The sequence below is a fragment of the Kushneria avicenniae genome, assembly GCF_900112585.1.
Lineage (GTDB): Bacteria > Pseudomonadota > Gammaproteobacteria > Pseudomonadales > Halomonadaceae > Kushneria > Kushneria avicenniae.
Genome location: NZ_FOLY01000003.1, coordinates 298,380 through 324,430 on the forward strand (window position 1 = coordinate 298,380; position 26,051 = coordinate 324,430).

Genomic DNA, 26,051 nt, shown 5'->3' on the forward strand with positions numbered 1-26,051 from the left:
GGTTCTCCCGTTATAGAGATCGGTGTCGATATCAGGTGGTCGCCGGACGAGCGGCACCACCGGCGTGATTGGAATCGGTCCGACTCGGATCTGTCTGGCTCGAACGGTCACCGGCCCGCGATTCCAGATCGACGCGGATGCGATCCATTTCGGCGTCATCCAGTCCAAAGCGCCAGCCGGCCAGTGTCATCAGCGCACTGACCAGTGCCGGAATCAGGGTAAAGAGCAGCACGATCATGGTCAGCGCCGACTCGCTCTGGGCATCGGCACCACCCACATAGCCGCCCAGCGACAGCATGTAGCCGACCAGACCACCGGCGGCGGCCAGTCCCAGTTTCAAAAAGAAGAGATTGCCGGCAAAGGAGACGCCGGTATTGCGATAGCCGCTCTGCCACTCGCCATAGTCTTCGGCATCGGCCATGAAGGCCCAGGCAATCGGTGTGCCGATGCCGTGGCAGATATTGATCACAAGCACCACGATCGCGGCCGGAATGACCTGATCCCCCGGTACGAAATAGAGCGCCACGCAGGCCGCGACCAGCGCGACGGAGCTTGCGATGAACACGCGCAGCTTGGTCGAACGCCGGGTCAGAAACGGCGAGATGGCCGTACCCGCCATGCCGCCGAATACCCCGGAGGTCACAAAGATCGAAATGCCGGCCGCCCCGAGCCCCAGCACCCAGGTGGCGTAGTAGATCGCTGCGCCCTGACGCAGAAAGAACTGAAAGGCCTGCAAAAAGGTGATCGACAGCACCTGGCGCCACTTGGGGTTGGCCGCCAGCGTTTTAAGATCCTTGATCAGCCCGCTGGAGGTATTCTCCACCGGCTGGACGCGCTCGCGCACGGTGGCAAAACAGAAGCCGAACATGAACAGCGCAATCACGCACATCAACCCCATGGTGATCTGAAAGCCACGGGCCTGATCACCCTCGCCGAACCACTCGACCAGCGGCATCAGCGTCGAGTTGAGAATCAGATAGGCCACGCCCACCAGCACGAAGCGCCACGACTGACACGACACCCGCTCGCGGTGGTCGCTGGTCACGACCCCACCCAGTGCGCAGTAGGGAATGTTGACGGCGGTATAGAGCAGAGACATCACCGCATAGGTCACAAAGGCGTAAATCACCTTGCCCTGATCCGACCAGTCCGGCGTGGTGAACATCAGTACGCAGGCCACCGCCAGCGGCACCGGAATGAACAGAATCCAGGGACGAAAGCGACCCCAACGGCTGCGGGTGCGATCGGCAATGGCGCCCATGATCGGGTCGGTGATGGCATCGACGAAGCGCATTGACAGAAAAATGGTGCCGACCACGGCCGGCGAAATGCCGTAGACATCCGTATAGAAGTAGGAGAGATACATGACCACGGCGGCAAAGGTCATGTTGTTGCCGGCGTCCCCCATACCGAAGCCGATCTTCTCGACAACGCTGATGCTGCCCTTTTTCATGTTGTTCTCCTGCGTGAGCGCGGCACACTTCGATCGCCACACAGAACGATCGTTTGGGCGGCGGACCGATTGGTTCGGCAACCCGAGCATAAGGAGATGTGCAAGTGCTTCACTAATAGCCGCCCGACCATCAAGACATACCCATCCGGTTATGACTTTCATCAGGTGATTGAAAAAACGACCAATGTCGTCGTTACAGGGGCCGGCAAAGCTGCCAAAGTTGTAGACTCCAGCCATTGATTACGACCAATGGCGAAGATCAGATGGTGTGAAACAGGAAAGGAGTCATTGGTGTCGACACTGAGCTGGGAAGAGTTTTCGAAAGTCGAGCTGCGCGTCGGGCGCATCACGCACGCCGAGGTCTTTGAAAAGGCACGCCGGCCGGCCTATGTGCTGCAGGTGGATTTCGGCCCCGAGATTGGCGTGCGCAAGTCCAGCGCCCAGATCACCGAGCTGTATGACCCCGACGCCCTCGTGGGTCGCCTGGTCGTCGCGGTGACCAACTTCCCGCCCAAACAGATCGGCCCGATCATGTCGGAGTGCCTGGTCACCGGCTTTCACAACGAGGATGGGGCCGTGGCGCTGTGCGTGCCGGATCAGGACGTACCGCTCGGCACCCGGCTGATGTAGCCCGGACGCCATGACCGCCCTCTTCTTTCCGCATCAGGCGCTGGCCGACACCCTGCTGGCCTGTCTGCCTGATGCCTTCGATGGCGCCCACGATCTCGCCCATCTCGAACGCGTATGGCGCAACGTGCAGTGCATTGCCGCCGAGGAAGGCGGCGACCGCGCGCTGCTGCTGGCCGCTACCGTCCTGCATGATGGCGTCCATGTAGCGAAAAACGACCCGCGCCGGGCGCAGGCCTCGCAACTGGCCGCCGATCAGGCGCGGGAAATTCTCTCGACGACTGGCTGGGAATCGCCCCGCATTGAAGCCGTGGCGCACGCCATCGAGGCACACAGCTTCTCGGCAGGCATCACTCCACAAACGCTGGAAGCCCGAATTCTGCAGGACGCCGACCGGCTCGATTCGCTGGGCGCACTGGGTGTAGCGCGCTGTTTCTACACCGCCGGGCAGATGGGCGGCGCGCTGTATGATCCGTTCGATCCGCAGGCTGATGGGCGGGCGCTGGACGATCAACGCTTCACGCTGGATCACTTTCAGACCAAGCTTCTGACGCTCAAAGAGGGCTTTCAGACCGCCACCGGTCGGCGACTGGCAGCGCAGCGCCATGCACGACTTCTGGCCTTTCGGGACGCTCTGCTGGAAGAGATCGGCGAGACGCCTGCCCGGTAATGCAGGCCTCAGTCGGCCGCGCCAGGATCAAACAGCGACGCCATTTCCGGGGTGAAATGTGCCACATTGATGCGCAGCGCATCCTCACGGCGATTACCGACGGTGAACACCGACCCTGGCAGCAGCAGCACATCATGCTCGGCCAGCCGACGGATGAAGGCGTCCATGTCCCGAATGCCGGGATGACGTGCCCACAGGAACATGCCACCCTCGGGGATAATGTCAAAGGTCCAGCCGCGGTCTTCCAGCAGCTTGCGGGTCGATGCCTGCTGCGCCATCAGGTCTCGCTGCACCTTGCGCATGTGGCGCAGATAGGAGCCATCGGAGAGGATCGTGTTCACGAAACGCTCGCAGAAGCTCGGTACCGACACCGAGGTCAACAGCTTCAGTTGTAACAGCGGTTCGATCATCTCGGCGCAGCAGGCGATATAGCCGATGCGCAGCGATGAGGAGAGCGACTTCGAGAAGCTGCCGATGTAGATCACGTGATCCAGATCATCCAGATCGGCGAAACTCTGATGATCACCGCTGGAAAAGTCACCATAGACGTCATCCTCGATGATCAGAAAATCATGCGCGATGGCCAGACGCAGAAGGTCAAAGGCGTTGCGCGCCGAGAGGCTGCCGCCGGTCGGATTGTGAAAGGTGCTGTTGCAGACCAGCGCCCGAACCCGACGGCGGGTGAGCAGCTCGGCAATAAAGGCCGTATCCGGCCCGGTGGGCGTACGCGGTACGCCGATCACTTCCCCCCCGCCCAGCGCAATCAGCTTGTTGAGATTGCCGTTGCCGGGTTCATCGACCAGCACCACATCGCCCGGGCGAATCAGCAGCCGAATGACCAGATCAAGGGCCTGAGTAGCCCCCAGCGTGGTGATGATCTGAGTGGGCGGCACGCTGGCGCGAGTCTTGTTCTGCAGGTGCCTGGACAGTTGCTGGCGCAGCGGCCGATAGCCCTGGATGTCGCCATATTCGACCAGTGCCCGCTGCTCCAGACGGGCCGTGCGGCGAATCGAGCGGGCCAGCAGCTCGGTGTTGCGCCATTCGGTCGGCAGCCAGCCGCCGCTGAGCTTGATGGCCTCGGGGCGACTCTGCAGCAGGGCAAACATCGGGTCGGACGGGTGCATGGGCGACACTGCATCGCTGATCTCGCGCGCGGCAAGATCGGACAGCGTATCGGCCCGCTGCCCACCGCTACCCTGCCCGGCCAGATGCCCACTCACGAAATAGCCGCGACCCTGCTGCGCCTCGATCAGCCCTTCTGCTGCAAGCCGGTCATACGCACTGACAATGGCATGATGGCTGGTGCGGCTCTCGTTGATCTGATGACGAATGGAAGGCAGCCGCTGACCGGCCGACCACTCGCCTTTCAGCAAACGCTCCCGCATGCGCTGATAGAACATTTCACTGTTCATTCGACGGCTCTCCCGGGGCGCCGCTGATGCGATCCGATCACCTCTCCGGCTCGGAATCGGGCCGTACCGGCGCCCTGTTTATCCGAGGCTTTCAAATACTTCTCAACAATCTATCACTGTTTGTTAAATCGCTCTAACAGTTCGCTGGAAATCTTTCTCACTGTTTGTCCCGCAAGGCTTTAAACGTGTGAGCATCAGGACTGACGTTGCGACAACCGGTCCCTTTCATGTCCCTGTATCAGGCGTTTATCGACAGGAAGAAAAGTCAGATGCGTACTACCGAAAAGCTCTATTACCACGACCAGTACCTGTGTCAGGCCAGCGCCCGAATTGCCGCGCTGCATGCTGAAGCCATCGAACTCGATCGGACCGTGGCCTTTCCCGAGGGGGGCGGTCAGGAAGCCGATATCGGCACCATCGAGACGCCCGTCGGCACCTTTCGCTTTGTATGGACCAAAAAACTCTATGGCACGCCGCTCAACATCGAAGGCTTTACCGGCGTCAAGGCCGGCGGCGTGGTGCTGCATCTGATCCATCCGGACGATATCGAAGGGCTCGGGGCGCTCGAGATCGACATGCCCGTGACCATCCGTATCGATGTCGAGCGACGAGCGCGACTGACGCTGTCGCACACTGCCAGCCATTTCCTCTACGCCGCGGCCCTGAATCATCAGCCCGAGCTCAAGAGTCTGACCATCGGGTGTCACATCAAGGAAGACGGCGCCCGATTCGATTTTCTGGTCGATGAATCCTTCGATACCGCCTGTGTCAGTGCCATCGAGTCGGAGGCCAACCGGCTGATGGCCGACAACCTGCCGATCATCACCGATCATCTGGACGCCCACTACGATGCACGCTTCTGGCAGTACGGCGATATCTACATCCCGTGCGGTGGAACGCATCTGGAATCGCCCGAAGCGGTTGGCACGATACAGGTCAGACGCAAGAACACCGGCAAAAGCAAGGAGCGTCTGATCTGTGCCTTCGAGAATGCCCGTATCGATACGAGCGCCTATCACATCGAACCCGAGCGATATGCGGAGACCGTCTCATGAGGACGCCCCTGCCCTTTCGAACCTGGCTCTACTTTGGCGCCCAGTCCATCAATCTGACCACGGCCGTCATGTCAGTGACGATGGCGGCCATCGTGGGCGCCGAGATTGCCGGCAATGAAACACTGGCTACCCTGCCCTACGGCTTTCAGTTTCTGACCCTGATGCTGGCCACCTATCCGGCCTCAAGGCTCATGAGCCAGCTGGGTCGGCGCAGCGGTTTTCTGATCGGCAACGCCTTTCTCGCCCTGTCAGGCGGTACAGGTTATCTGGCCGTACAGGGTGAGAGCTTTGTGCTGCTGACCCTCTCCCATGGCGCTCTGGGCATCTATATCGCGTTTGCCAACTTCAATCGCTTTGCGGCCACGGATGGCCTGCGAGACAGCCTGAAATCGCGCGCCATGTCGCTGGTCGTGGCGGGCGGTGTGCTGGCCGCCATCATCGGTCCGCTGGCCTCCGCCATGTTCCGGGACATCCCGGGATACAGTCACTTTGCCCTGAGCTACAGTCTCTTTATTCCACTGGCAATTTTGTCCAGCTGCATCGCGGTACTGCTGCCGGAAAGCACCTCTCATGCGCCGAGTGCCAAAACAACCGATACCGAACGCCCCGGCCGGATACTCGGCCAGCGTCGGGTGCTGCTGGCCATCGCCGTGTCGGCCCTTGGCTATGGCATCATGAATCTGCTGATGATTCAGGCCTCACTGCAGATGCACGCCCATGCCCCCCCCTTTGATGACGTCAACACGGCCATTCAGTGGCACGTGCTGGCCATGTTCATTCCTTCCTTCTTTACCGGACGCCTGATCGATCGCTTCGGCCATCAGGCCATGATCTCGCTGGGCCTTGGGCTTCTAATCACGACAGCGCTTCTCAATGTGGCCACCCAGGGCTGGTTCAACATGACCCTGGCCCTGATCGTCCTGGGGCTGGGGTGGAACTTTACTTATATCGGTGGCGGCGCTCTGCTGGCCAATACGGTCGGCGACAGCGCCCTGGCCATGCGACTACAGGGGATCAACGATATGGCGATTGCGGTCATGGCCACACTGGGGGCCTTTCTGCCGGCCGTCCTGCAGACCACCATCGGCTGGCAGGGCACCAATCTGATCGCCTCGGCCCTGTGCATCATCATGCTGCTGGCGGTACTGATGGTGTTCTCTCGGCGCCGCCATGATGCCTTTGTCTCGGGAGCGGCGGGATCATGAGCCGCCTGATCGACTGTGATGCCCGGCTGTCCATCAAGCTCGAGCTGGACAACCCCGGCGGCAGCCACAAGTTTCGTGCTGCCAGCCATATCGTGGAACGCGCCATCGCCCGTGGCGACATGGTGCCCGGACAGACGACGGTGATCGAAAAGACCGGCGGCAACTTCGGCTTCGGCCTGCTGGCCGCCTGCCAGAAGCATGGTATTGAAGTCGCGCTGGCCATCGGGCCGGGCTTCAGTCAGTACAAGCGCGATCTGCTCGAAGGGCTGGGTGCGGAGCTGATCGGCAAGGCGCAGTTGCAGGCGGGAGCGACCCCACGCGAGGTCATCGACTACCATCTCGCCCATCAGCACGCTCTGGGACGGCACTACTACTACACCGATCAGTTCAACAATCCCGGCAATGTTGACGCGCACCGCCGCTTTACCGGCGTCGATCTGGGCCGCCAGCTGATCAGTGCGGGCCATTCACGCCGTCTGCTTTTTGTCGGCTGTGCCGGTACCGGTGCCAGCTTTACTGGCGTGGTCCGGGCCCTGCGCGATCTGGACTTTGATGTCCGGGCCGTCATGGTCGAGCCGGAGGGATGCGACACGCTGGCCGCTCAATTCGTGGAACATCGTCTCGAAGGCATGTGTGTCGGGGTGACGCCCCCCTTTCTGGACTGGACGCTGGTCAATGAGGTCTTCAAGGCCAACCTTGATGACGTGCTTGCCGCTCAGCGCCGCTTCTATTGCGACCAGGGGTTCCATGTCGGCAACACCACGGGCGCCTGCCTGGCCGTGGCTCACCAATTGCGCGAGCAGGCCACCCTCGAGGATCGTCACATTGTCACGCTCGGCTATGACGGCGGGCACTGGTACCCGGACCTGATGCAGGAGTCGCGCAACGCGGCATGAACGTACGCGCCTGAAGCAAAACAACAACACAAGACAATAACGCCCCATACGCACAACATCCGTCCCTGCCTTCACGGCAGGCCTGATATGCCTTGATTCGGGATCATCTGGATGCGGGAACAGCACATTTTTCACTATACCCTGGCGCGCCTGGCGCCCTTCCTTGAGCGTGCCACTCTGGAAGTGCTCAGCGAACGCGATTTCAGCACCGCCATGGGACTGGCCGGCGAGGACCTTGCCGCGCTGATCGAGAGCGATCCTTCCCACCGGGGGCTTGAGCAGTGCTATCTGGAGACCTGCTCCCCTTTTATCGCCGTGGCGACCTATCGTCTCGCGCATGCCTGCTGGCCATGCGAGCCCATGCTGGCGATGAAGCTTTGCCACGCCGCCCGGGTCGCCACCAGTGTCGAGATTCACCCGGGGGCCACCATCGGGCGGTGCTTCGTGGTCGATCACGGCACCGGTACCGTGATCGGCGAAACCACCGTGATTGGAAGGGACTGCACGATTCTCAATGCCGTCCTGCTCGGCTCAAGACGCATGAACGCCAACCAGCCGGGCAAGCGCCACCCGACTCTGGGAGATCGCGTCAGTGTCGGTGCCTATAGCCAGCTGCTGGGCAACATCATGATCGGCGATGACGTACGCATCCATCCATGGTCAGTGATTACCCGAGACATGCTGCCCTTCGAACGCGCCTGTGGCGTACCAATGAACCCGCTTCCCCAGGACATGCCCGGCAGTATCCTGACCCAGTAACCCTGCATGATTCGGGGCCCTTGAGGGGTCCCTTGCCCTCACGCCATTCGCCCAAGGCAGGATGGACAGCGCCCCGCCCCGGTTACAGCATGGCTGTCGTACGCCCTACAGAGGACATGGTCCATGAGTGCTCCGTTTATCACTGATAGTCTGCTGATGCGCTGTCGCCGCGAACAGCGCATCCAGCATGAACGCAATCGCCAGAGCTTCGACCCCGCCGCCATCAACGACCGCAAGGAGCTCTCCCAGCTGGTCGAGCAGGCCCTGGCCGATGGTGAAGACTACGCCAGCATCGTTGCCCGCCATCAGGACATTGAACTCACCGAGGCGGAGCTGATCGAACTGATCGGCCCCGAGCAGGCCCTGCGTGATCGTATCGAGCGATTCGGCCAGCTACACTGAAGTGCTCGCCCCGTGCCGAAGGCCCCGCCTGCGCAGCGCGCTGGCGGGGCTTTTTTGTGTCCGTCATGCCATGGCGCCTGACACGCACTCGGGCCCATTTGATCACCGTAAGGAGACCCAGGACATGTCACTGACCGATGCCCTTCACTGGCGCTACGCCGCCAAGCGTCTGAACGGCGAGCAGGTTCCCGAGGAGACCCTCGAGCGAATCATGGACGCCGCCCGGCTGGCGCCCTCTTCCTTTGGCCTGCACCCCTGGTCGCTGGTGCATGTCAGAAGCCCGGAACTGCGCGCACGCTTGCATGAAACGGCCGCCCCGCAGCCTCAGGTGCTCGAATGCTCCGATCTGCTGGTCTTCGCCGTTCATGATCGCGACTTCAAGGCGCAGGTCGATGACCATGTGGCCCACATGGCCCGCACCCGGGAGGTCGATGAGAGCTCGCTGGACGGCTTTCGCAATATGATCAAGGCCGTGATGGACCAGAAAGGTACTCATGAGGCGTGTCTGGAATGGGCCGCGCGTCAGGCCTATATCGGTATGGGCGTGGCGCTGAGTGCGGCAGCGCTCGAGAAGGTCGATGCCTCTCCGATGGAGGGCTTCTATCCGGAGACACTGGATGAAGCGCTCGGCCTGCGTGACAAGGGGCTCAAAAGCGTGGTCATCATGGCGCTGGGCTATCGCGATACCGAACGCGACCAGGGGGCCGGGCGAGCGAAGGTGCGCCGTGCCGGAGAGGATTTTGTAGTGCGTCTGCCCTGAGCCTGTCCCGGAGGCTCGGGTGTGCGATTCCCGCACCTGCCAACACCAGGCCGACAGGACACGGACGCTGAAAAGGACCGGGAGATACCCGGTCCCGTAGACCCCCTGCGACCCGACGAACACGCGCCAGGGTCGCAGACCGGAACTTAAATGTCCCAGAGACCGGCGTCGCCGGCATCGTCCCAGTCAGACTGGTCCCAGTACCCATCGCCGTTGGCGTCATAGGAGGTATAAAGGCCGTCGTAAAACTCGCCCGAATTGAGGTGGCCGTCACCGTTGGCATCCCAGGGGTCATAATCCCAGTCAACCCCCCAATCGGTGGCCAACGTGCTGAATTCATTGTCATCGATCAGCCCATCGTCATTGGTGTCCCAATCGGAATAGGTGCCCCAATCACTGACCGAGCCATAGAACTCATCCTTGCTGATGCTGTTGTTGCCGTCGCTGTCCAGCGTGCTGAAGGTCGGGCTGGCGGCAAAGGCTGCCGTCGAGCTCAGCGCCAGAGCGATACCCAGTACAATGTCCTTGCGCATGTCGTGTTCTCCTTTCACATGAGTCGCGATTGACCGGTCTGCCTGAAGCCACTCCGGCAGCTCCGGTACGCACTACCCTGAGCAGAAGGCATTAACCCGGCCTTAGTGGCATGGCAGGTATTTGCATGATCGGGCCATGGCGCCAGCGGCAGGCTATCTTCATGGGGAACAACGGGTCATATCGCTGACAGGAGAGGCCGGTGCGTATTTTGATCGTGGAAGACGACATGATTCTGGGAGAAGGACTGTGCGAGGGGCTCAGACTGTCAGGCTACACCGTGGACTGGCTGACCTATGGCGAGGAGGCACTGCACGCTCTGGAGGCCGATGCCTTTGATGCTGTCATTCTGGATCTGGCCCTGCCCGGCTGTTCGGGACTTGAGGTACTGACGCACTGGCGTCGCAGTGGCCATTATACGCCCGTGCTGATACTGACCGCGCGCGAAGGCAATGACGAGTGTATTCGTGCGCTTGATCTGGGCGCTGACGAGCATGTGGTCAAGCCCGTGGATACTGAAGTGCTGGAAGCACGCCTGAGGGTGCTGCATCGTCGTGCCAACGGTCATCCCGATAATCGTCTGAGCTGTGGTGACATCAGTCTGGACCGCGGCGATCGCATGGTGTGGCTGGGCGACCGCGAACTGGCACTGTCTGCCTATGAATTTCTGGTGCTTGAAGCCCTGATGGAGCGTCCGGGCCGCTCTCTGTCCCGCGAACAGCTGGAGGCACGTCTTTACGGCTGGGAAGGCGGCCCGGAAAGCAACAGTCTGCAGGTGTTGATACACAAGCTGCGCAGCAAGCTGGGCGCTGAGCGCATCGTGACGGTACGCGGCATGGGCTATCGGCTGCATGCATGAGCGCATGAAAAAGGGGATTTCTGTGTTGAAACGAAGCGGTTGCTCGCCGGGGCTTCATCAGCGCCTGCTGCTATGGCTGCTGATTCTGCTCGGTGCCCTCTGGGTGGTTCTATGGGCCAACCATTACGGCCAGGCTGAAAAAAGCGCCCGTCGGGATATCGATGACCGGCTGCGCAGTGCCGCCATGCTGATCGTTCAGCTCCATAACGGCCAGAGTCAGAAGGCAATCGAAACTTCCCTGCCGAGCCCCCTGCCTGCGACCGCTCCCTCAGGCAGCGATGATGATCGCGCACGCCTCTTTCCGCCCGCCTTCGAGCTTTTCGACCGCTCCCGACAGTTGATCGCGCGCTCCGACAACTTTCCCGATACGCCCATGACCGATACGGCCGGCTTCGAAAATCGTCAAATCGATGGCGAAACCTGGCGTCTTTATACCAGCCTCCACGCTCAGGGTGATCTGGTGCTTCGGGTCGCCTTCGCGCACCGGGCACAGGAGGCCACCTCTCGAATATTGACACGCGACTTCGGCTCGCCACTGTTGTGGCTATTGCCGGGGCTGGCACTGGCTGCGCTGTTGTCCGTCTGGCAGGGCCTGGCGCCACTGCGTCGGCTGACCGTTCGCATCAGCCGTGTCGACCCCGAAGATCCGAAACCGCTGGCCCCCGCCGAGCGCGAAGTGCCCCGCGAACTACAGCCCCTGGTTCATACGCTGGATAATCTACTGACAAGGATGCGTAATATCTACGCGCGCCAGCGCGCTTTCACCGCCAGTGCCGCCCACGAACTCCGCACGCCGCTGGCCGGCTGTCTGGCCCAGCTCAGGCTGGCGCAACTTGCACATGATGCCCCCCGGCGCACGCGTGCGCTGGAGCGCATGCGGGAAAGCCTCGGGCACATGACCCGGCTGATTCGCCGCATGCTGTTGCTGGCGCGACTGGACCGCTCCGGGGAAGGAATTGAAACGCAACCGGTGACGCTCCAGGCCTTGATCCAGGAAGTGATCGATCAGCATGAACAGACGGCCACCGAGGCAGGCGTTCGTTTTGAGACACGACTGCCTTCGGAGACCCTGACAATTGACGGCGAGCCGGCACTGCTCAACGCCATGCTGACCAACCTGGTCGACAATGCGCTGCGCGTTTCCCCCCGGGATTCCAGCGTGGTGATGACACTCGAAACGGCAGCCCATGACGCTCTGCTCACACTACGTGATCATGGCTGCGGCATCTCCCCGGAAGAGCGCGAACGGGTATTCGACCCTTTTCATCAGGGCAACCAGGGCTCCGACAGCGGTAGCGGGCTGGGACTGACCATCGCTCATGCCATCGTGGCGGCCCATCAGGGCAGCATCGACCTTGATACGGTCGATGGCGGCGGTACTGTCGTCAGGATTCGCCTGCCGTGTCATTCAGCGTCCGACGAGTGATCCTGTCGGGCGCCGGCGCTGGCGGGCCAGCCGAAAAAGGCAGGGCCCATGGCTTCGAAACGCCATAAAATGGCCCAAACTGATCATTTCTACCGGAACCTGATCAGAAGTCGAAACGATTTGGGGGGTATTGGATTGACCCTGCACTGCTGGTGTGACACGATGAATCCAGTTGGTGAGCAAGATGCATATTGTCAGCAGTACTCGAGTCCTTCGATCGCCTGGTTTTATCCCCCTTGTTTTACCTGCTTCCTCTGGGGCAACACCCGGTAATTTTTTATAGCGCACAAGCGCAAAGGAACTTCGAAAATGGCAAACGGCACAGTCAAGTGGTTCAACGACGCTAAAGGTTTCGGCTTCATCTCTCCTTCCGACGGCGGCGACGACCTCTTCGTTCACTTCTCCGAAATCAAGGCTGAAGGTTTCAAGTCACTGCAGGAAGGCCAGCAGGTCTCCTTCGACGTGACTCAGGGCAAGAAAGGCCTTCAGGCTGCAAACGTAGTAGCAGACTAACCTTCGGGTTATCTCTGCCTCGAGCCGCAAGGCTCCGAGCACCGAAGCCCGCGCAAGCGGGCTTCGGTGTTTTTGTATGTCAAATTCCTTCTTGCCCGTGACCAATCTTTCATGCAGGGCAACGCAGGCGACAAGCCAGCCTGCGTGTCTGCCATCAGGCTATGGCCGTTTCCCTGATCCGGAAGGTTGCCACCAGTTTCTGCAGCTGCCCGGCCTGCTCTTCCAGCATGCTGGCGGCGGCCGTGGACTGCTCGACCATGGCCGCATTTTGTTGAGTGACCAGATCCATCTGGGCGATGGCCGTATTGACCTGGTCCACCCCGCCATCCTGCTCGCGTGAGGCCGTCGCAATATCGTTGATCAGCGTGGCCAGCTGCTCGATGGCACCCCGGGTCTGTTCGATACTGCCACCACTGCGCTCCGCCTGGGCAACCCCGGAGGCGATCCGCTGGCTCATCTCTTCAAGGAGCTGGCGAATCTCGCCGGCAGACGTGGCACTGCGATTGGCCAGTGACCTGACTTCCGAAGCGACCACGGCAAAGCCACGGCCCTGTTCGCCGGCACGCGCCGCTTCCACCGAGGCGTTAAGTGCCAGAATATTGGTCTGAAACGAAATCGAATCGATGGTGGCCAGAATCTCGTTGACGCGCTGTGACTGGGTGGCGATTTCCTTCATCAACGACAGACTCTGTACCACATCCTCACGGCTGCTACGCACGTTACCAGTCGCCTCGATGGTCAGCGTATTGACCTGCTGAGTCGCCTCGGTGTTGTGTTTTACCGTAGAGGAAATCTCTTCCATGCTGGCCGCGGTTTCCTCAAGCGAGGCGGCCTGCTGCTCGGTACGTGCCGCCAGATCATGACTGGCATGCGACAGCTCACTGGCGCCGGCATGAACGCTTTGACAGGTCTCTCGAATCGAGCTGACCAGCGTCAGAAGCGAGGCATTCATCTTCTTCATGGCACCCAGCAGCTGGGCGGTTTCATCGCGGCCGGTCACCGTAATCTCCTGAGTAAGATCACCCTGCGCGACCTGCTCGGCGATATGCAGCGCTCGACCCAGAGGGCGCGTGATGCTTCGGGTGATCAGCACGGCCAGAAAGATAGCGGCGATCAGTGCCACACCGGCAAAGATCAGCAGGCTGGCCATGGTACGCCCGTGGGCCGCTGCAATCGTCTCGGTGGCACGGCTCATCCGCTCGGCTGCCAGCGTATTGATCTGATCCGCCAGCGACTCGAGTGCATACACCTGCGCCTTGTAGGTAGCAAAGGCGGCGTTGGCCTGAGCCGGCGCTGTCAGCTCACCGTCGACAATGCGCTGATGCGTGGCCTGAAATCCGGCCGCGTAGGCCCCCAGTGCCGTTCCGGCCTGTTCATAGAGGCTGCGAAGTTCCTCGTTCGGCGCGATCTGCTGCCCATCTGCCAGCGTCTGACGCAGCGATTCCCGGGACCCTTCCCACTTTTCGTAATAGGAAGCGACCTTGTCGGGCTCGGCAATATTGATGAAGCTGTCCTTCTCGAAGCGCCGTTCTTCAAGTGCCAGGCGCTGCACGTTCAGGGCATTCTGCGCCAACATGGCATCCGTATTGATGGCTCTGTCAGCCGTCGCTTTCATATTGCCAAGTCCCAGCAGTCCCACGACAGCGCTGACGATCAAAAGCAGTGTCAGCACACCGAACGCCATGGCCAGTCGTGGGCCAATTTTCAAACGAGTCAACATGGTCACTTCCTCATGCAAAACAGGATTGCATGCTATATCGACGCTGACAGTGCTTTCTTGATAATAGTTTCAGGGAATTAAAATTTAGATTTGGATACCACAGGATTATTAAAGCATCGTGAACGCGACAACTGCCGGGATGCTCTGATCCACCGACAGCCGCCAGCATATACATGCCGGAGCAGATCGGTTTATATCAACATATTCTGATGCCAACCGGCAGACCACCATGCTCATCAAGATTATTGCGTTACACGAGCGCCCCGGGTTTACTGATGCCTGTAGCGCCTGGGCTTATGGCCAGTGGGGCGTGCACTCCCCGCGCACACTCGAAGAGACCCGTTTGCTGTTTGCAAGCGCGGCCCACGGCTGTGGCCTGCCGCTGACCTGGGTGGCGCAGTACGGTGACCATCCGGTGGGCATGGCAAGCCTGGTCGACAACGACTGTTCGAAGCGTCCAAACCTGCGCCCCTGGCTGGCCGCCGTGTTCGTTCATCCCGACTATCGCGGCCGGGGCATTGCGGCGCGTTTGATCAAAACGGTCGAGACGGCCGCTCTTGCGCTCGGAGAGGCGCGGCTCTATCTGATAACCGCCAATCAGCAGACGCTCTATGAGCGCTACGGCTGGCAAAAAATGGGCGTGGTGGCGTACCCCGAGCGGCCCTGTATCCTGATGGAGAAACATATCCTTGAAGCTGGCGTACCCGCCTGAATCAACAGGCGGCGTCAGCTTGATGCCGACCGTTCGGGCAGCCGGCTGTCGATATGTAAACGGTGCAGCCCGCCTGCCAGCCGCGCCTCTATAAAGGCCACTTCCAGAGAAGCGGTGAAATGATCCGCCATGAGCTGAATCACGCGATCGGCATGGGCCTGAATAACCGGACGATCGTCAGGTCCTGCAAAGTTGGACAGCGTCTTGAAGGCCTTCAGCAGTGACAGACAGATGCTCAGGTCCCGGCCGCCATAGTGGAGAATGGGATCAAAGACCCGGAACAGCAGGCTTTCAATGTCCTCCTCGCGCCATGACATCAGACAGCGCCCGTCGTCATCCACCATGGCGTTGGGCGGCGTCATCATGAGCCGCTGGCACAGCAGTTCGGTGGTCTGGTGAATGCACAGCCTCGCCGTGCCCGGATCATTGATGCCCGGTGAAAGCGCCTTGATGGCCACTTCCATCAGCTGCGTCAGTCCGTTGACGTAGTGATCCCGGGTGGACTCCCCTTCCACGTATTCCAGACAGGCCAGCATCTGCTCCACCAGCCGGTTGTCCGGCGGCGACGCCGCCTCGATGATCAGGATGGGAAACTTCTTCACCACGAAGTCACCGAAGCTGAAAGAGATGTGGATGGTGAGATCATGACGGCGGGCAATGCCGGCCAGCGCATTGAAATTGACGGCCTGGATATAGCCGCTATCACGGGAATGGACAGGATGACCCGCGCGAAGGTCAACCTCACCCGTCTGACAAGTGTATTCATCACGGTCCTGCCGCTTTCTCAGCTTGTCCAGCGAAAGCTGAGTGGAAACGAGCAGCCCCTGGGTGATCGCGTTGATCTGCACGGACTGGGAAGCGCCATGAATGAAAAAGACGAACATGGCGAGGCTGTTGATCACCATGCCCGCGCCGAGATACACCGCCAGCGAGCGCCAGGTGTCCGGCGTATCCCCATTGGTAGGCACCAGCAGCAGGATCAGCAGATACAATATGGTGCCGAGATAGTGTCCCAGCACCTGCTGGTGCCGCTTCTCGGTCATGATGCCGAACACCAGCTTGTTGGAGAAATTGCTGCCGGCCTGGGTCAGCACGGACATGACCGTGGAGAAACTGAACACCAGAAGCGAGATCATGCCCGCCATCAGCGTGGTCAAAAGCGTCTGAGCGGTACCGCTCTGGTCGAAATTCAAGACATCCAGAACGCCCGGCAGGTTATTCACATCCAGCGAGACGGCCGCGACCCCCAGCACCACATAGACCGTGATGATGATGCTGGTCAGGTAGGCGATACTGTTACGAAAGCCGTTGATACACTCGAGTATCCGTGACGTGTTCATGACGCGATGACAACTCCCTTTGATGAGGTGTACCGGTCGCTGCACGACACGGACAATCCACTACGCAGCCTATCAAAGCCGACCGCGGCGCTTCAGGCAACAAAACCCGAACGGCCGCTGTGTTCCATTACCTGTTCCACCATTTCCAACCCTGTGAAACGTCATGCCATTACGAACATCGACCCGAATCAACAAATACATCAGCGAAAGCGGTCTGTGCTCACGCCGCGAGGCGGACCGCTTTGTTGAACAGGGCAAGGTCTGGATCAACGGCCGACGCGCCGGCACGGGCGATCAGGTCGCCGCCGGCGACCGGGTCACGGTCAATGGCCAGGAGATCGAGCCTCAGGAAGAAGAGGACCTGATCCTGATCGCGCTCAACAAGCCGGTCGGCATCGTCAGCACCACCGAATCCAGCGAGAAGGACAACATCGTCGAGTTCGTCAAACACGGCGCGCGCATCTTCCCCATTGGCCGGCTGGACAAGGATTCCCAGGGGCTGATCTTTCTGACCAACAACGGCGATCTGGTCAACCGCATCCTGCGTGCCGACAACAACCACGAAAAAGAATACGAGGTGACGGTCGACAAGCCGATCACCGAGGAGTTTATGGACGGTATGCGAAACGGCGTACCGATTCTGGGCCAGATGACGCGCCGATGTCAGATCGAGAAGGTCTCTCGCTTCACCTTCAACATTACGCTGGTGCAGGGGCTCAACCGACAGATTCGTCGCATGTGCGAGGTCTTCGGCTACGAGGTCACACAGCTGGTCCGCACCCGGATCATGAACGTCTCGCTCAAGGGCCTGGCCATCGGTGACTGGCGCGACCTGACCACGAAGGAAGTCGACACGATCATCGAGCTGACCGAGGGCTCCAAAAGCGAAGCGACGTCTGCCGGATCGGAATCCTCACCACGCGCCAAAAGCCCCCAAAAAGCACCGAAAGAAAAGCCGAAAGCCGACCCGCTGGGCATCGGCAAGCCAGCGCTGGACAAAATGTATTCAAAGGGCAAGGCCAGGCCGGCCGCCAGCGGCAAACCATCCAGCACCAACGGCAAGTCATCCGCCAGCGAGGGTCAGAAAACCGGCAGCGGCAGGCCCGCCACAAAGGGCAGACCGGGCGGCAAACCCGCCCCTCAGGGTCGGTCGAACGGCAAACCTGCCGGCAAGGGAAGACCCGGTAGCGGCAAGCCCTCACCGCGCGGTCAGGGGTCTGGTCCTAAAAAGAAGCGCTAGGCGCTATACAACTCTGCCGGGGCGACCCACACTTTGCGTTTTCCCTGCAGGACCATTCCCATGCCACATCTGTTTACCGACCGCCCCCGCTCTGCCCGACCGGGTCGGGGCAAGAGCGATCTCAAAAAGGATTACCGCTGGGAAGGCATCAACGCGGTGCTCTACGAGCTGGGCGGTGTCATGTTCATCGTTGGCAGCGTCATGTTCTACCCCCGGCTTGAACACTACCGCGATATCGGGGCCTGGCTGTTTTTCGTCGGCTCGCTGGTCTACCTGGTCGTTCAGGCCCATGACGTCATTGAAGTGCGCCGCTTCTGGAACAAAAGCAAGAAGGTTTCCCCCTCGCAGCTTCTGGAGGTCATTTCACTGGTCGTCTATATCGTCGGCACCGTGCTCTACGCCGTGGGCAGCCTGCTGTTTCTGTCATGGTGGGACTGGATCGAGATCGGCGCGTGGATGTTCATCGTCGGCTCGGTGCTCTTTCTCATCGGCGCCTGTCTCAACGTCATGATGGTGATCCGCGCCTCGGCCCTTTTAACCCTGCAGTTGATGAATCTGACCGCCGTCACCTTCGTGGTGGGCTCGGTACTGTTCGTGGTGGCTTCCATTCCCTACCTCTGGGGGTTCGACAGCACCGCCGACCATGACCAGCTGCATAACCTGCTGGCCTCGCTCTTTCTGGTCGGCAGTGCCTTTTTCATGGTCGGCGGGCTCTTCAACCACCAGCGTGCGCGCATCGTCATTCGCCACCGCTTTGACGCCACCGCCGAGGACAGCGAAGCCGATGAGCGGCTACTCGCCTTCATGCGCGGTGAACTCAACGACCCCGAGCACAACCTCGATGACGACTTCGACTACGAAGACAAGAGCACGGTCAAGCCCGCCGAACCTGCCTGAGCCGACCCTGCGGCCATTTTGATCGCATACGTACCCCCCCGACAGCCCCCGCTGATCGGGGGTTTTTAATCTCCGGCATCAGGGTGATGAAGGCAGCGCGCTACTGGCCACCATCGATGCGCCGCTGGGTCTCGCCATCGATCAATGTGCGCAGCATGGTCAGCACCGGCTCGGCATCCGTCTGTGCCAGCCCATAGGTGAGGTTGAACGCGTAATCGAAGTCAGGCGGGTTATCGCCCTGACTGTGCTGCAGGATGGTTTCAAGCTTATCGAGGCCCTTTACCAGCCGCGCCTCCCGCGTATTGCCCTGCTCGTAGTCCTCCCACAGGGCGAGAAACTCAGCCCTGAGTGCCTCATCCAACGGAGCCATGACCGTCAAGAGGTCCAGTCGCTCCTGAGCGTTCTTGTCCGTATTTTGGGCAATCGCTGGCTGATCGCCATGGATCGCCTCGCCCAGATCATGCAGCACGCAGAGCTTCAGCACCCGCGTCATGTCCAAAGGCGCCAGCTCGCGCTCGAACGTCATCGCCATCAGACACAGCCGCCACGTATGCGCCGCCGTATCCTCCTGCCGCCCGGTGGTGGTATACGCCATGCGCAGCACGCTCTTGAGCCGCTCGGCTTCCTTCAAAAACGCCAGCCCGTTGCCGAGTCGTTCGATGTCCATAAGAAGTCCGGTGGTGTATTGATTGAGTATGCAGGCACTCACTTTATGGCCACGGCTTCAACTGCCAACCCGTCTCGTTCGCCATCAAGGCGTGCGTCAGATTGAGACTATCAAGGAAGGCCGCATCATGGGAGACCACCATCAGAGCGCCCTGATAAGCGCGCAGCATGCGTTCCAGCGCCTCCAGAGATTCGATGTCCAGATGATTGCCGGGCTCATCCAGCAACAGCAGTGGCGGCGGAGGGTCAGCATATAACACACCGGCCAGCGCGGCCTTCAAACGCTCGCCCCCACTAAGCGCCCCGCTGGGCATCATGATTTTTGACGCCTCAAGATCCAGCTGCGCCAGACGCATGCGGATCTCCCCCTCAGTCATGCGACTGACCGCCTGCATGTGGGCCAGTACCGAGCACTCCGGCGCGAGACTGGCCAACCGCTGGTCCAGCCAGGCACGGTTGGCCGTCACACAGCAACGCCCGCCCAAGGGCTGAAGATGACCGGCCATGACCCTGAGCAGCGTAGACTTGCCACAGCCGTTGGGGCCAGTGACGCCGATGCGCTGCTGGCCGGTCATCGACAGCGTCATGAGGCACGTGCTGTGAGACACAAAAGGCAGCACCAGTTGCTCCAGCCTCGCCACCTCACGATGCGTTGCCGAGCTTTGCGGCAGCGCATGCAGATGGATGGCGGCCTCGTGCTCCACTTGCTGTGCGGCTTCCCGCTCACGCCGGGCAAGCTGTTCACGGGCCTGCCTGTGCTGCTGCTGTAAACGGCCACTGGCCCCTTCACTGCGCGCTTTCTGACGATCGAGCAGGACCCTGGCCTGATTAGCACTTTTGCCCTCTCGGCGACCCCGGCCCTGGCGCCGCTCCTGACGCTCGCGCTGCTGCTGAAGGACCCGCTCTTCGCGCTTGCGCATCACTCGACACTGCTCAAGCTGCTGATGCGCCGCGTCGCGTTCCTGCGCCTGACGCTGGGCATAAAACGTATAACTCCCACCGTAGCGGCGCAGGCCATGCGATGTCAGCGCCACGATAGCCTCCATGGTCTCCAGAAGCTGTCGATCATGGCTGATGACCAGCACACCGCCCGGCCATCGCTGAAGCCTTTCAATCAGCGCCTGTCGACTCGGCTGGTCAAGGTGATTGGTGGGTTCGTCCAGAATCAGAAAATCGGCATGGGCGAGCGCTGCGCCGATCAACGCCACACGCATGGCTTCACCGCCGCTGAGTTGGCTCGCGGGTGTCATCGCATCAACATACGCCAGACCGTCATGCTCCAGCGCCTGCTGCAAGCGCTGGCGGATATCCCAGCGCTCCCCCAGGGCCTCGAAATCCGCGACGGCAGCGCTTCCGGCTTCAATGCGCGTCAGGGCATTCAATGCCGACCCTACACCGGCCAGATCCGCCACTGTGGCATCGTCAGGAACAGACACCTGCTGAGCAAGGTAATACACAACGCCCGAGCGAAGGCAGGTGCCGCTCGATGGCGCGATCTCGCCGGCCAGAATGCGCGCCAGCACGCTCTTGCCGATGCCATTACGGCCCACCAGCCCCGTATGTCGGGCATCGAAGTGTTCATTGAGCTCGGAAAAGAGGGTTCTGCCATCCGGCAGGAGACAAGAGACGCCTTCCAGCGTCATATAAGGGCTCGTCATGAAGGACTCCATTGATACCAGACACTCCCCCAGCGGATGGGGTGGGCGGAGACTGGCCGTCAGGGCGACGGCGGCATCAATGGCGCATTGGACGAATACCCTTGAAGTAGAAGTGAAAATCTATATTAACGACTCATGATGAAAAATCAAAAGCCGCGACTCTGAATCTTCGCAACGATTTTAAAGGCATAAACCGGCAGTGATTGAAGCCATTTAAAAGTATTGGCACGGAGGAAAAACGGGGAAGGGTGCAGCAGAGCACTTGTTGAGATTATAAAAACAAAATAACTATTTGTTTTTATTGAAAATTTCAACAGGAATCCTAAAAAATATACCTTCTTGTATACCATTCTATTGTTAGCGCAAGAACCTCAAGAAACCTTTGCCCCTAGGTGTCTTAAAAGAATCCATCTCCTGAACAAAAAATAAACAATCTGGGTAAAAATTGATAAATATGCGCATGGTGCATAAAAATTGTTTAATTTGGTGCGAGACATGCTAACATCCTAATGCTAACAACACATAAGGATTAGCAAATGGACACGAATCTTGAAGGACTACGTAAGGCTGCGGGAATATCTCAAGCAGAGATGGCCTCTTACCTCGAAATATCACAAAGCCAAGTTTCACGTTATGAAAAGGATCCTGATGAAGTTCCTTTGAAAATCTTTCGCAAGTGGCAAGCATTCTGTGGGCACATTTCAAGCAACCGCTCCCTCGATCTAGGTGAGCATGATCCTATGGCCGAGATCGATAATCGTATCGAACTTATAAACGATTATTTGGATGCACACCCGATTCCGCCTTCTGACTTCTCTATGGACCATCTAGAGAGAGACAGTGATGTAGCCTCTATCGACCATTTGCGTGAAACCATTAGTCGCGTTGGACGTAAACCTAGGGTTGGCTTGTTTGGTCGTTTTGATATGGGGAAATCTCGGCTAGCCAATATGCTGATGGGCGGCGATAGCCTACCAGCTCAGTATCAACCGACGACCAGTATCGCTTGCTTAATTCGCCACATGGATGACAAGCCCGAGTGGCAACCAGAAAACGTTTGGATCATGGACTCAGGGTTCGATCTTGACCGGCCGGATGATGAAAAGCATTGCAATGCCCACCGTTTAGTTGGTGGCGGTTATGAAGCACTAAGCGATCACGGAACTCACTCCAAGAATGGTGTAAAGCACACACGGAAAGATGCCGCGGCCGCTATTGTTTATGTTCGCTCAGACTTTTTAAAAGGTTGTGATTTGATAGACCTACCCGGCTATCAGAACCATGAAGACGATGACCAGCGCGCTGAAATGGCTCAGCGTATCGCAGATGTCATTATCTATGTTTCTCTCGCAGCAGGATTTATGAATGAGCAGGATCGCGGTTATCTGGCACAGTTGACTCGCCATCTTCCTGCCTTCGAAACGCCAATGAATGGCCTTCCTCCACTTCGCAATCTGATGGTAGTGGCAACAAGGGCCGACATAGCCGGCAACGAACCCAACAAACTCCTTGAAATGGCCTGTCGTAACACTTTTGATGGGATTGGGGAGACTTTACAAGATCGTGGAGAGCAACTTGGCGTATCCCTCTCTCGCGACGACTTCTTAAATAGATTTTTCACATATTCCGCTGACTCTCCTAGCTTTCGAAAAGACTTTGAGAATGACCTTGTGGAACTATTGGCAGATATTGCCCCACAGAGGATCTTAGAAAATCTTGATCGCATAGTCCGTGATGCTAAAGCAAGCAATGCGAGAAGTTGTGACGGGATTATCGAATCGATCACTGGAAGGCTGGATAATCGAGAACGAGCACAACAAGAAATTAAAAGCGTTTTAGATAACGAAGATGAGCGAATAGAAAGAAAAAACGAACATGAGTCCAAAGTGCTTCGTTTAATCGAATCGCTTAAGCGAGAGTCATTATTAGAAGCATCGAATATCTATAGGAAACATACAGACGTAGATTACATAGAGAATATAATCAAACATAGATATGAAAATAAAAAGCAAGCAAAAGAGCTAGCCCCAACATATATAGTTGAACAAATTCAACGCGCCTTGGATAACAACCTGAAAAAAAAAGCTGAGCGCCTCAGAATCGAAGTTGACTCTTTTCTTGATCAATATCAAACGGCTATAGGAAAAGACTCTAACTTAAATGACAGTTGGAATTTCAATGCTAAGGGCGCTTTCATAGGTGCATTAGCGGGCTTTGGTACTTTTGGGGCTCTAGCGACTTGGGCAAGCGTGGTGGCTGCCGGCAGTAATCTTGGCGGCTATATTCTAGCAGCAAAAATAGTTTCCATGCTGTCTTCGATCGGAATCAGTTTAGGCGGCACTGGCACTGTCATGTCTTTAATAAGTTTATTGGGTGGCCCAATCACTATCGCCGTTGGTATCGGAATAGCGGTAGGTGCCGTTATAGCTTTCATAGCCGGCGATTCATGGGAACGCAGCTTAGCCAAGCGAATTGCCAAGGGATTAGATAAAGAAAATGCAATGGGAGTTATTACAAAGCAGTTAAACGGCTTTTGGGATGACACAAAGAAAGCTTTTGAACATGCTGCAAGTGAAACGGAAAAAGACTTCAAAAAGAAACTTAAAAGCCTGAGTCATATTGCCTTTAACACTAATGTTGAAATACTTAAAGAGCATCTAGTTTTCGTAAGAGAGCTACGTGATTTCTTCGCAGGAATTCCTTGGAAATCGATCCAGTAAAATCATGCTTTGAAAACCGGCTAATGTTTGATCAATTCAAATATTGAAAATAAACCTTTGCCTAAGCCCCCAAGCGCGCTGTCGACTCCCCGCCCCGCCTGCGCGCTAAATGGGTCGGTTTTATTGCACCCTTGCAAGGGCCGCCGGGCCGCGCCTGTACTGGGCCGCGCGGCGGTTTTATGGCGTCCAGAAACCTTGCGTTTCCTTGCATTTCACACCGGCCACACCGAGTGGTGTGGGGTCAAAAGCCGGCTCTGTGATACGCATTGTTGCGCTGACCTGAAAACGGGTGTCTCGTGCGATCCTCGTCAAGCTCTACTGGTCTTTTCAGCACAATATTTGAGTGCGCTGATTAAGTAAAGTTGTGTAACGGTGAAGTGAGACAAAAGCAGCATCTATCCCGAACCCCTTCGCTCGCCAGAATGAAATGATCACGCCCTGATCCAGCCATTTCTGGCCCATCTTTTGTTGAGACTGATTCTCATTCCCCTGATACGTTTTCACACCTGTGATTTTTGAGTGGGAACACCGGGAACAGTGGGAACAAGGCTCAACCATGCGGGTTCCAGCGTGGGAACATTGTTCCCACTGAAAAATCGAGTGGGAACAGAAAAGGGCAAAAACACCCCTATACAGGTAGGTGTTCCCGTTTGTTCCCACTCTTTAGTGTTTTACCGGGAACAAGCGAGCCCGCCTGTGGCGCGGCTTCCGGCGAGGTGTTCCCACTGTTCCCGCTGTTCCCGGTCGTTTTCAGGTTCCTGTGAAAACCTTCCTCACCGTTCCAACGCTCGATGAGAGTTGTCTGGCCACCATCACCGTCGGTTTTACCGATTCTTTCTCTTGGAGAGCGATGGGTTTGTGATCGTGGCCACCATAGTTGCCAGTGATGTGTATGGGGAGACGCTTAACGATCTGACCTCGCTAGCGTGAAAATGACTTCTCGAAGGTATCGAGATCGAGTGCGATTCCTTCCTCAACCAAAAAATCGAGAGCTTTTGCAGATGCCTCAATTCTTTGGTTATCACCAAATCGCTGGGCAATTCGGACATTTTTAAGGAGTTTTTCCGTGACCACATGGCGGGGGAATTTTCGAAGCACGTCTGAGTGCTGATATATATCACGCTCTATCTGGGCACCTCGCTCTTCGGAAAGGTAGGTGCCGTGCCCCTCACTAGGAGGCTTTCTATTATATTCCACCTCTTCAATCAGACTGACAATTCTAGTTAATGCCTTACCTGCCTTCAGCTTGCCGAATATCCACATGATCGTTCCCTGCCTGTTCTCGACGATGCTCTTACTGGCGACTATCGAACATCGCACGAACTGTTGTTAATTATGGTGTTGTCTCTACCGCCCCCCTTCATCGATATGGAACCGAATAAGAGCTTTCAGGTTACGGCACGAGCTTCAAAATGGAAATCGAGACTGATTCCCCTGATACGTTTTCACACCTGTGATTTTTGGGTGGCAACACTGGCAACAGTGGCAACGAGGCTCAACCATGCGGGTTCCAGAGCGGCAACACTGTTGCCAGTCAGAAAAGCAGTGGCAACAGAATCAGGGTGAAAAACCCTTATATAGTGTGGTGTTGCCAGTTGTTGCCACTCTTTAGTGATTGACTGGCACCGCATCAGCCCGCCTGTGGCGCGGCTTTCAGCGACGTGTTGCCTTGTTGCCAGTGTTGCCACTCGATTCAGGTTCCTGTGGCAGTCTGTCCTCACTATTCCAGATCAGGGGGATGATTCATAAACGACTTCAAACTCGGGACCAAGCTCCGTTTGAAGTCTGGATCTCATATCATGAGCGGCAGTTTCAAAAGCTCGAAACTCTTCCTGGCTCCAGGGGCTGGGGTCAGGTGGATAATCCCAGTTCAATGCCTTGTCATGCCAGGCAGTCAGCGCATGAAGCTTCTGGAGAGTGGCTTCCGATAGCGGCAGATTCTCTTCAATGGAGCCCACACTAAACCTTTCCCGAGCAGCATCATTTCCGCACCAGATACATCCACCACCCCATTCAAACATCAGCCGTACCCTATAGAGCATTTGCCCGAGTCCCCTTGAACAAAAATGGTGATTCGACCACCCATTGCAGCATGAAGATTACCGCGCCGGTCAAAGTCAGTAATCCCGCTCGCCAGAATGAAATGATCACGCTCCGATCCGACCCTTTCTGGCCTCTCTTTTGTTGAGTCTGATTCCCATTTCCCTGATGCGTTTTCACACCTGTGATTTTCGACCGGGTACACCGGGTACACCGGGTACAAGGCCCAACCATGCGGGTTCCAGCGTGGGTACACTGTACCCGGTCAAAAAATGACCGGGTACAGAATGAGGCAGAAATGTACCCATATTGGGAGGTGTACCCGTTTGTACCCACTCATATGTGATCTACCGGGTACACGCCAGCCCAGTCATGGCGCGGGCTGGCGAGGTCTGTACCCGTTGTACCCGCTGTACCCGGTCGTTTTCAGGTTCCTGTAAACATCGTCCTCACCGTTCCGGCGCTCGATGAGGGTCGTTTGGCCATCATC

24 protein-coding genes are annotated in these 26,051 nt (G+C 58.0%); 15 read left to right on the plus strand and 9 right to left on the minus strand.

Annotated features, from left to right (window positions below; translation table 11 throughout):
- Positions 1–31 precede the first annotated feature (31 nt).
- Positions 32–1,453, minus strand: a complete 1,422-nt coding sequence (locus BM079_RS07780; RefSeq protein WP_175489638.1) for a glycoside-pentoside-hexuronide (GPH):cation symporter — start codon at positions 1,451–1,453, stop codon at positions 32–34.
- Between the two features lie 291 nt (positions 1,454–1,744).
- On the opposite strand from BM079_RS07780, the gene BM079_RS07785 reads away from it, so the two are divergent.
- Positions 1,745–2,083 carry a tRNA-binding protein gene (locus tag BM079_RS07785; protein ID WP_090133267.1) on the plus strand — a complete coding sequence of 113 codons (339 nt, stop codon included), beginning with the start codon at positions 1,745–1,747 and terminating at the stop codon, positions 2,081–2,083.
- A 10-nt stretch (positions 2,084–2,093) separates the two neighbouring features.
- The gene (locus BM079_RS07790) at positions 2,094–2,750 is read left to right on the plus strand and encodes an HD domain-containing protein (protein WP_090132647.1); all 657 of its coding nucleotides are present in this window, start codon (positions 2,094–2,096) and stop codon (positions 2,748–2,750) included.
- An 8-nt stretch (positions 2,751–2,758) separates the two neighbouring features.
- Here BM079_RS07790 and BM079_RS07795 read toward each other — a convergent pair whose 3' ends face one another.
- On the minus strand, positions 2,759–4,162 hold the full coding sequence (locus BM079_RS07795) for an aminotransferase-like domain-containing protein (protein ID WP_090132650.1): 1,404 nt from the start codon (positions 4,160–4,162) through the stop codon (positions 2,759–2,761).
- 269 nt (positions 4,163–4,431) lie between these two features.
- Here BM079_RS07795 and BM079_RS07800 point away from each other — a divergent pair, with 269 nt between their 5' ends.
- The 6 genes from BM079_RS07800 to BM079_RS07825 all read left to right on the plus strand — a co-directional run bounded on the left by BM079_RS07800 (position 4,432) and on the right by BM079_RS07825 (position 9,239).
- Positions 4,432–5,217 carry an alanyl-tRNA editing protein gene (locus BM079_RS07800; RefSeq protein ID WP_090132653.1) on the plus strand — a complete coding sequence of 262 codons (786 nt, stop codon included), beginning with the start codon at positions 4,432–4,434 and terminating at the stop codon, positions 5,215–5,217.
- Positions 5,214–6,422, plus strand: coding sequence for an MFS transporter (locus BM079_RS07805; protein ID WP_090132656.1), 1,209 nt, complete (start codon positions 5,214–5,216; stop codon positions 6,420–6,422). The genes BM079_RS07800 and BM079_RS07805 overlap by 4 nt, the downstream gene beginning before the upstream one ends.
- Positions 6,419–7,318 (plus strand): pyridoxal-phosphate dependent enzyme, encoded by a 900-nt coding sequence (locus BM079_RS07810; protein WP_090132658.1) that lies wholly within the window; start codon positions 6,419–6,421, stop codon positions 7,316–7,318. Before BM079_RS07805 ends, BM079_RS07810 begins: the two co-directional genes overlap by 4 nt.
- 111 nt (positions 7,319–7,429) lie before the next feature.
- Positions 7,430–8,077 carry a serine O-acetyltransferase gene (locus BM079_RS07815; protein WP_217639654.1) on the plus strand — a complete coding sequence of 216 codons (648 nt, stop codon included), beginning with the start codon at positions 7,430–7,432 and terminating at the stop codon, positions 8,075–8,077.
- Between the two features lie 123 nt (positions 8,078–8,200).
- Positions 8,201–8,479 carry a hypothetical protein gene (locus BM079_RS07820; RefSeq protein ID WP_090132661.1) on the plus strand — a complete coding sequence of 93 codons (279 nt, stop codon included), beginning with the start codon at positions 8,201–8,203 and terminating at the stop codon, positions 8,477–8,479.
- 124 nt (positions 8,480–8,603) lie between these two features.
- A complete protein-coding gene (locus BM079_RS07825; RefSeq protein WP_090132664.1) occupies positions 8,604–9,239 on the plus strand; it encodes an NAD(P)H-dependent oxidoreductase in 636 nt (211 codons plus the stop codon).
- Positions 9,240–9,385: 146 nt separating this feature from the next.
- Here the strand turns inward: BM079_RS07825 and BM079_RS07830 are convergent, their stop codons facing one another.
- Entirely contained in the window at positions 9,386–9,772 is a 387-nt protein-coding gene (locus BM079_RS07830; protein ID WP_090132667.1) for an EF-hand domain-containing protein, read from the minus strand.
- A gap of 200 nt (positions 9,773–9,972) precedes the next feature.
- Between BM079_RS07830 and BM079_RS07835 the strand changes: the two genes are divergently transcribed.
- The 3 genes from BM079_RS07835 (at position 9,973) to BM079_RS07845 (ending at position 12,568) form a co-directional block, all read left to right on the plus strand.
- Positions 9,973–10,629: a response regulator gene (locus BM079_RS07835; RefSeq protein WP_090132670.1), complete on the plus strand. Its 657-nt coding sequence runs from the start codon at positions 9,973–9,975 to the stop codon at positions 10,627–10,629.
- A 22-nt stretch (positions 10,630–10,651) separates the two neighbouring features.
- Entirely contained in the window at positions 10,652–12,055 is a 1,404-nt protein-coding gene (locus tag BM079_RS07840) for a sensor histidine kinase (RefSeq protein ID WP_175489639.1), read from the plus strand.
- A 309-nt stretch (positions 12,056–12,364) separates the two neighbouring features.
- Positions 12,365–12,568 carry a cold-shock protein gene (locus BM079_RS07845; RefSeq protein WP_090132678.1) on the plus strand — a complete coding sequence of 68 codons (204 nt, stop codon included), beginning with the start codon at positions 12,365–12,367 and terminating at the stop codon, positions 12,566–12,568.
- Between the two features lie 154 nt (positions 12,569–12,722).
- Here the strand turns inward: BM079_RS07845 and BM079_RS07850 are convergent, their stop codons facing one another.
- Positions 12,723–14,288, minus strand: coding sequence for a methyl-accepting chemotaxis protein (locus BM079_RS07850; RefSeq protein WP_090132681.1), 1,566 nt, complete (start codon positions 14,286–14,288; stop codon positions 12,723–12,725).
- 229 nt (positions 14,289–14,517) lie between these two features.
- On the opposite strand from BM079_RS07850, the gene BM079_RS07855 reads away from it, so the two are divergent.
- The gene (locus tag BM079_RS07855; RefSeq protein WP_090132684.1) at positions 14,518–15,000 is read left to right on the plus strand and encodes a GNAT family N-acetyltransferase; all 483 of its coding nucleotides are present in this window, start codon (positions 14,518–14,520) and stop codon (positions 14,998–15,000) included.
- A gap of 14 nt (positions 15,001–15,014) precedes the next feature.
- On the opposite strand, the gene BM079_RS07860 is transcribed toward BM079_RS07855, so the two are convergent.
- Positions 15,015–16,340, minus strand: a complete 1,326-nt coding sequence (locus BM079_RS07860; RefSeq protein ID WP_090132687.1) for a DUF2254 domain-containing protein — start codon at positions 16,338–16,340, stop codon at positions 15,015–15,017.
- Between the two features lie 163 nt (positions 16,341–16,503).
- Here BM079_RS07860 and rluF point away from each other — a divergent pair, with 163 nt between their 5' ends.
- Both rluF and BM079_RS07870 read left to right on the plus strand, forming a co-directional pair.
- Positions 16,504–17,580 (plus strand): 23S rRNA pseudouridine(2604) synthase RluF, encoded by a 1,077-nt coding sequence (rluF, locus tag BM079_RS07865; RefSeq protein ID WP_090132690.1) that lies wholly within the window; start codon positions 16,504–16,506, stop codon positions 17,578–17,580.
- 60 nt (positions 17,581–17,640) lie between these two features.
- A complete protein-coding gene (locus BM079_RS07870) occupies positions 17,641–18,477 on the plus strand; it encodes a YrhK family protein (RefSeq protein ID WP_090132693.1) in 837 nt (278 codons plus the stop codon).
- 100 nt (positions 18,478–18,577) lie between these two features.
- On the opposite strand, the gene BM079_RS07875 is transcribed toward BM079_RS07870, so the two are convergent.
- On the minus strand, positions 18,578–19,144 hold the full coding sequence (locus BM079_RS07875) for an HD domain-containing protein (RefSeq protein WP_090132696.1): 567 nt from the start codon (positions 19,142–19,144) through the stop codon (positions 18,578–18,580).
- Positions 19,145–19,187: 43 nt separating this feature from the next.
- Positions 19,188–20,801 carry an ABC-F family ATP-binding cassette domain-containing protein gene (locus BM079_RS07880; RefSeq protein ID WP_090132699.1) on the minus strand — a complete coding sequence of 538 codons (1,614 nt, stop codon included), beginning with the start codon at positions 20,799–20,801 and terminating at the stop codon, positions 19,188–19,190.
- Between the two features lie 536 nt (positions 20,802–21,337).
- On the opposite strand from BM079_RS07880, the gene BM079_RS07885 reads away from it, so the two are divergent.
- Complete coding sequence (locus tag BM079_RS07885) at positions 21,338–23,521, plus strand: dynamin family protein (protein WP_090132704.1); 2,184 nt, start codon at positions 21,338–21,340, stop codon at positions 23,519–23,521.
- 921 nt (positions 23,522–24,442) lie between these two features.
- Here the strand turns inward: BM079_RS07885 and BM079_RS07890 are convergent.
- Positions 24,443–24,784, minus strand: coding sequence for a hypothetical protein (locus BM079_RS07890; RefSeq protein WP_090132706.1), 342 nt, complete (start codon positions 24,782–24,784; stop codon positions 24,443–24,445).
- A 467-nt stretch (positions 24,785–25,251) separates the two neighbouring features.
- Positions 25,252–25,563, minus strand: coding sequence for a hypothetical protein (locus BM079_RS07895; protein WP_090132708.1), 312 nt, complete (start codon positions 25,561–25,563; stop codon positions 25,252–25,254).
- Positions 25,564–26,051 lie beyond the last annotated feature (488 nt).

Bases quoted from the DNA above. Each gene is read 5' to 3' on its own strand.
- BM079_RS07885 (WP_090132704.1), top strand. From the start codon at position 21,338: ATGGACACGAATCTTGAAGGACTACGTAAGGCTGCGGGAATATCTCAA.
- BM079_RS07790 (WP_090132647.1), top strand. From the start codon at position 2,094: ATGACCGCCCTCTTCTTTCCGCATCAGGCGCTGGCCGACACCCTGCTG.
- BM079_RS07820 (WP_090132661.1), top strand. From the start codon at position 8,201: ATGAGTGCTCCGTTTATCACTGATAGTCTGCTGATGCGCTGTCGCCGC.
- BM079_RS07875 (WP_090132696.1), bottom strand. From the start codon at position 19,144: ATGGACATCGAACGACTCGGCAACGGGCTGGCGTTTTTGAAGGAAGCC.
- BM079_RS07780 (WP_175489638.1), bottom strand. From the start codon at position 1,453: ATGAAAAAGGGCAGCATCAGCGTTGTCGAGAAGATCGGCTTCGGTATG.
- rluF (WP_090132690.1), top strand. From the start codon at position 16,504: ATGCCATTACGAACATCGACCCGAATCAACAAATACATCAGCGAAAGC.
- BM079_RS07880 (WP_090132699.1), bottom strand. From the start codon at position 20,801: ATGACGAGCCCTTATATGACGCTGGAAGGCGTCTCTTGTCTCCTGCCG.
- BM079_RS07830 (WP_090132667.1), bottom strand. From the start codon at position 9,772: ATGCGCAAGGACATTGTACTGGGTATCGCTCTGGCGCTGAGCTCGACG.
- BM079_RS07845 (WP_090132678.1), top strand. From the start codon at position 12,365: ATGGCAAACGGCACAGTCAAGTGGTTCAACGACGCTAAAGGTTTCGGC.
- BM079_RS07870 (WP_090132693.1), top strand. From the start codon at position 17,641: ATGCCACATCTGTTTACCGACCGCCCCCGCTCTGCCCGACCGGGTCGG.
- BM079_RS07805 (WP_090132656.1), top strand. From the start codon at position 5,214: ATGAGGACGCCCCTGCCCTTTCGAACCTGGCTCTACTTTGGCGCCCAG.
- BM079_RS07810 (WP_090132658.1), top strand. From the start codon at position 6,419: ATGAGCCGCCTGATCGACTGTGATGCCCGGCTGTCCATCAAGCTCGAG.
- BM079_RS07855 (WP_090132684.1), top strand. From the start codon at position 14,518: ATGCTCATCAAGATTATTGCGTTACACGAGCGCCCCGGGTTTACTGAT.
- BM079_RS07860 (WP_090132687.1), bottom strand. From the start codon at position 16,340: ATGAACACGTCACGGATACTCGAGTGTATCAACGGCTTTCGTAACAGT.
- BM079_RS07825 (WP_090132664.1), top strand. From the start codon at position 8,604: ATGTCACTGACCGATGCCCTTCACTGGCGCTACGCCGCCAAGCGTCTG.
- BM079_RS07850 (WP_090132681.1), bottom strand. From the start codon at position 14,288: ATGTTGACTCGTTTGAAAATTGGCCCACGACTGGCCATGGCGTTCGGT.
- BM079_RS07795 (WP_090132650.1), bottom strand. From the start codon at position 4,162: ATGAACAGTGAAATGTTCTATCAGCGCATGCGGGAGCGTTTGCTGAAA.
- BM079_RS07890 (WP_090132706.1), bottom strand. From the start codon at position 24,784: ATGTGGATATTCGGCAAGCTGAAGGCAGGTAAGGCATTAACTAGAATT.
- BM079_RS07800 (WP_090132653.1), top strand. From the start codon at position 4,432: ATGCGTACTACCGAAAAGCTCTATTACCACGACCAGTACCTGTGTCAG.
- BM079_RS07815 (WP_217639654.1), top strand. From the start codon at position 7,430: ATGCGGGAACAGCACATTTTTCACTATACCCTGGCGCGCCTGGCGCCC.
- BM079_RS07895 (WP_090132708.1), bottom strand. From the start codon at position 25,563: ATGCTCTATAGGGTACGGCTGATGTTTGAATGGGGTGGTGGATGTATC.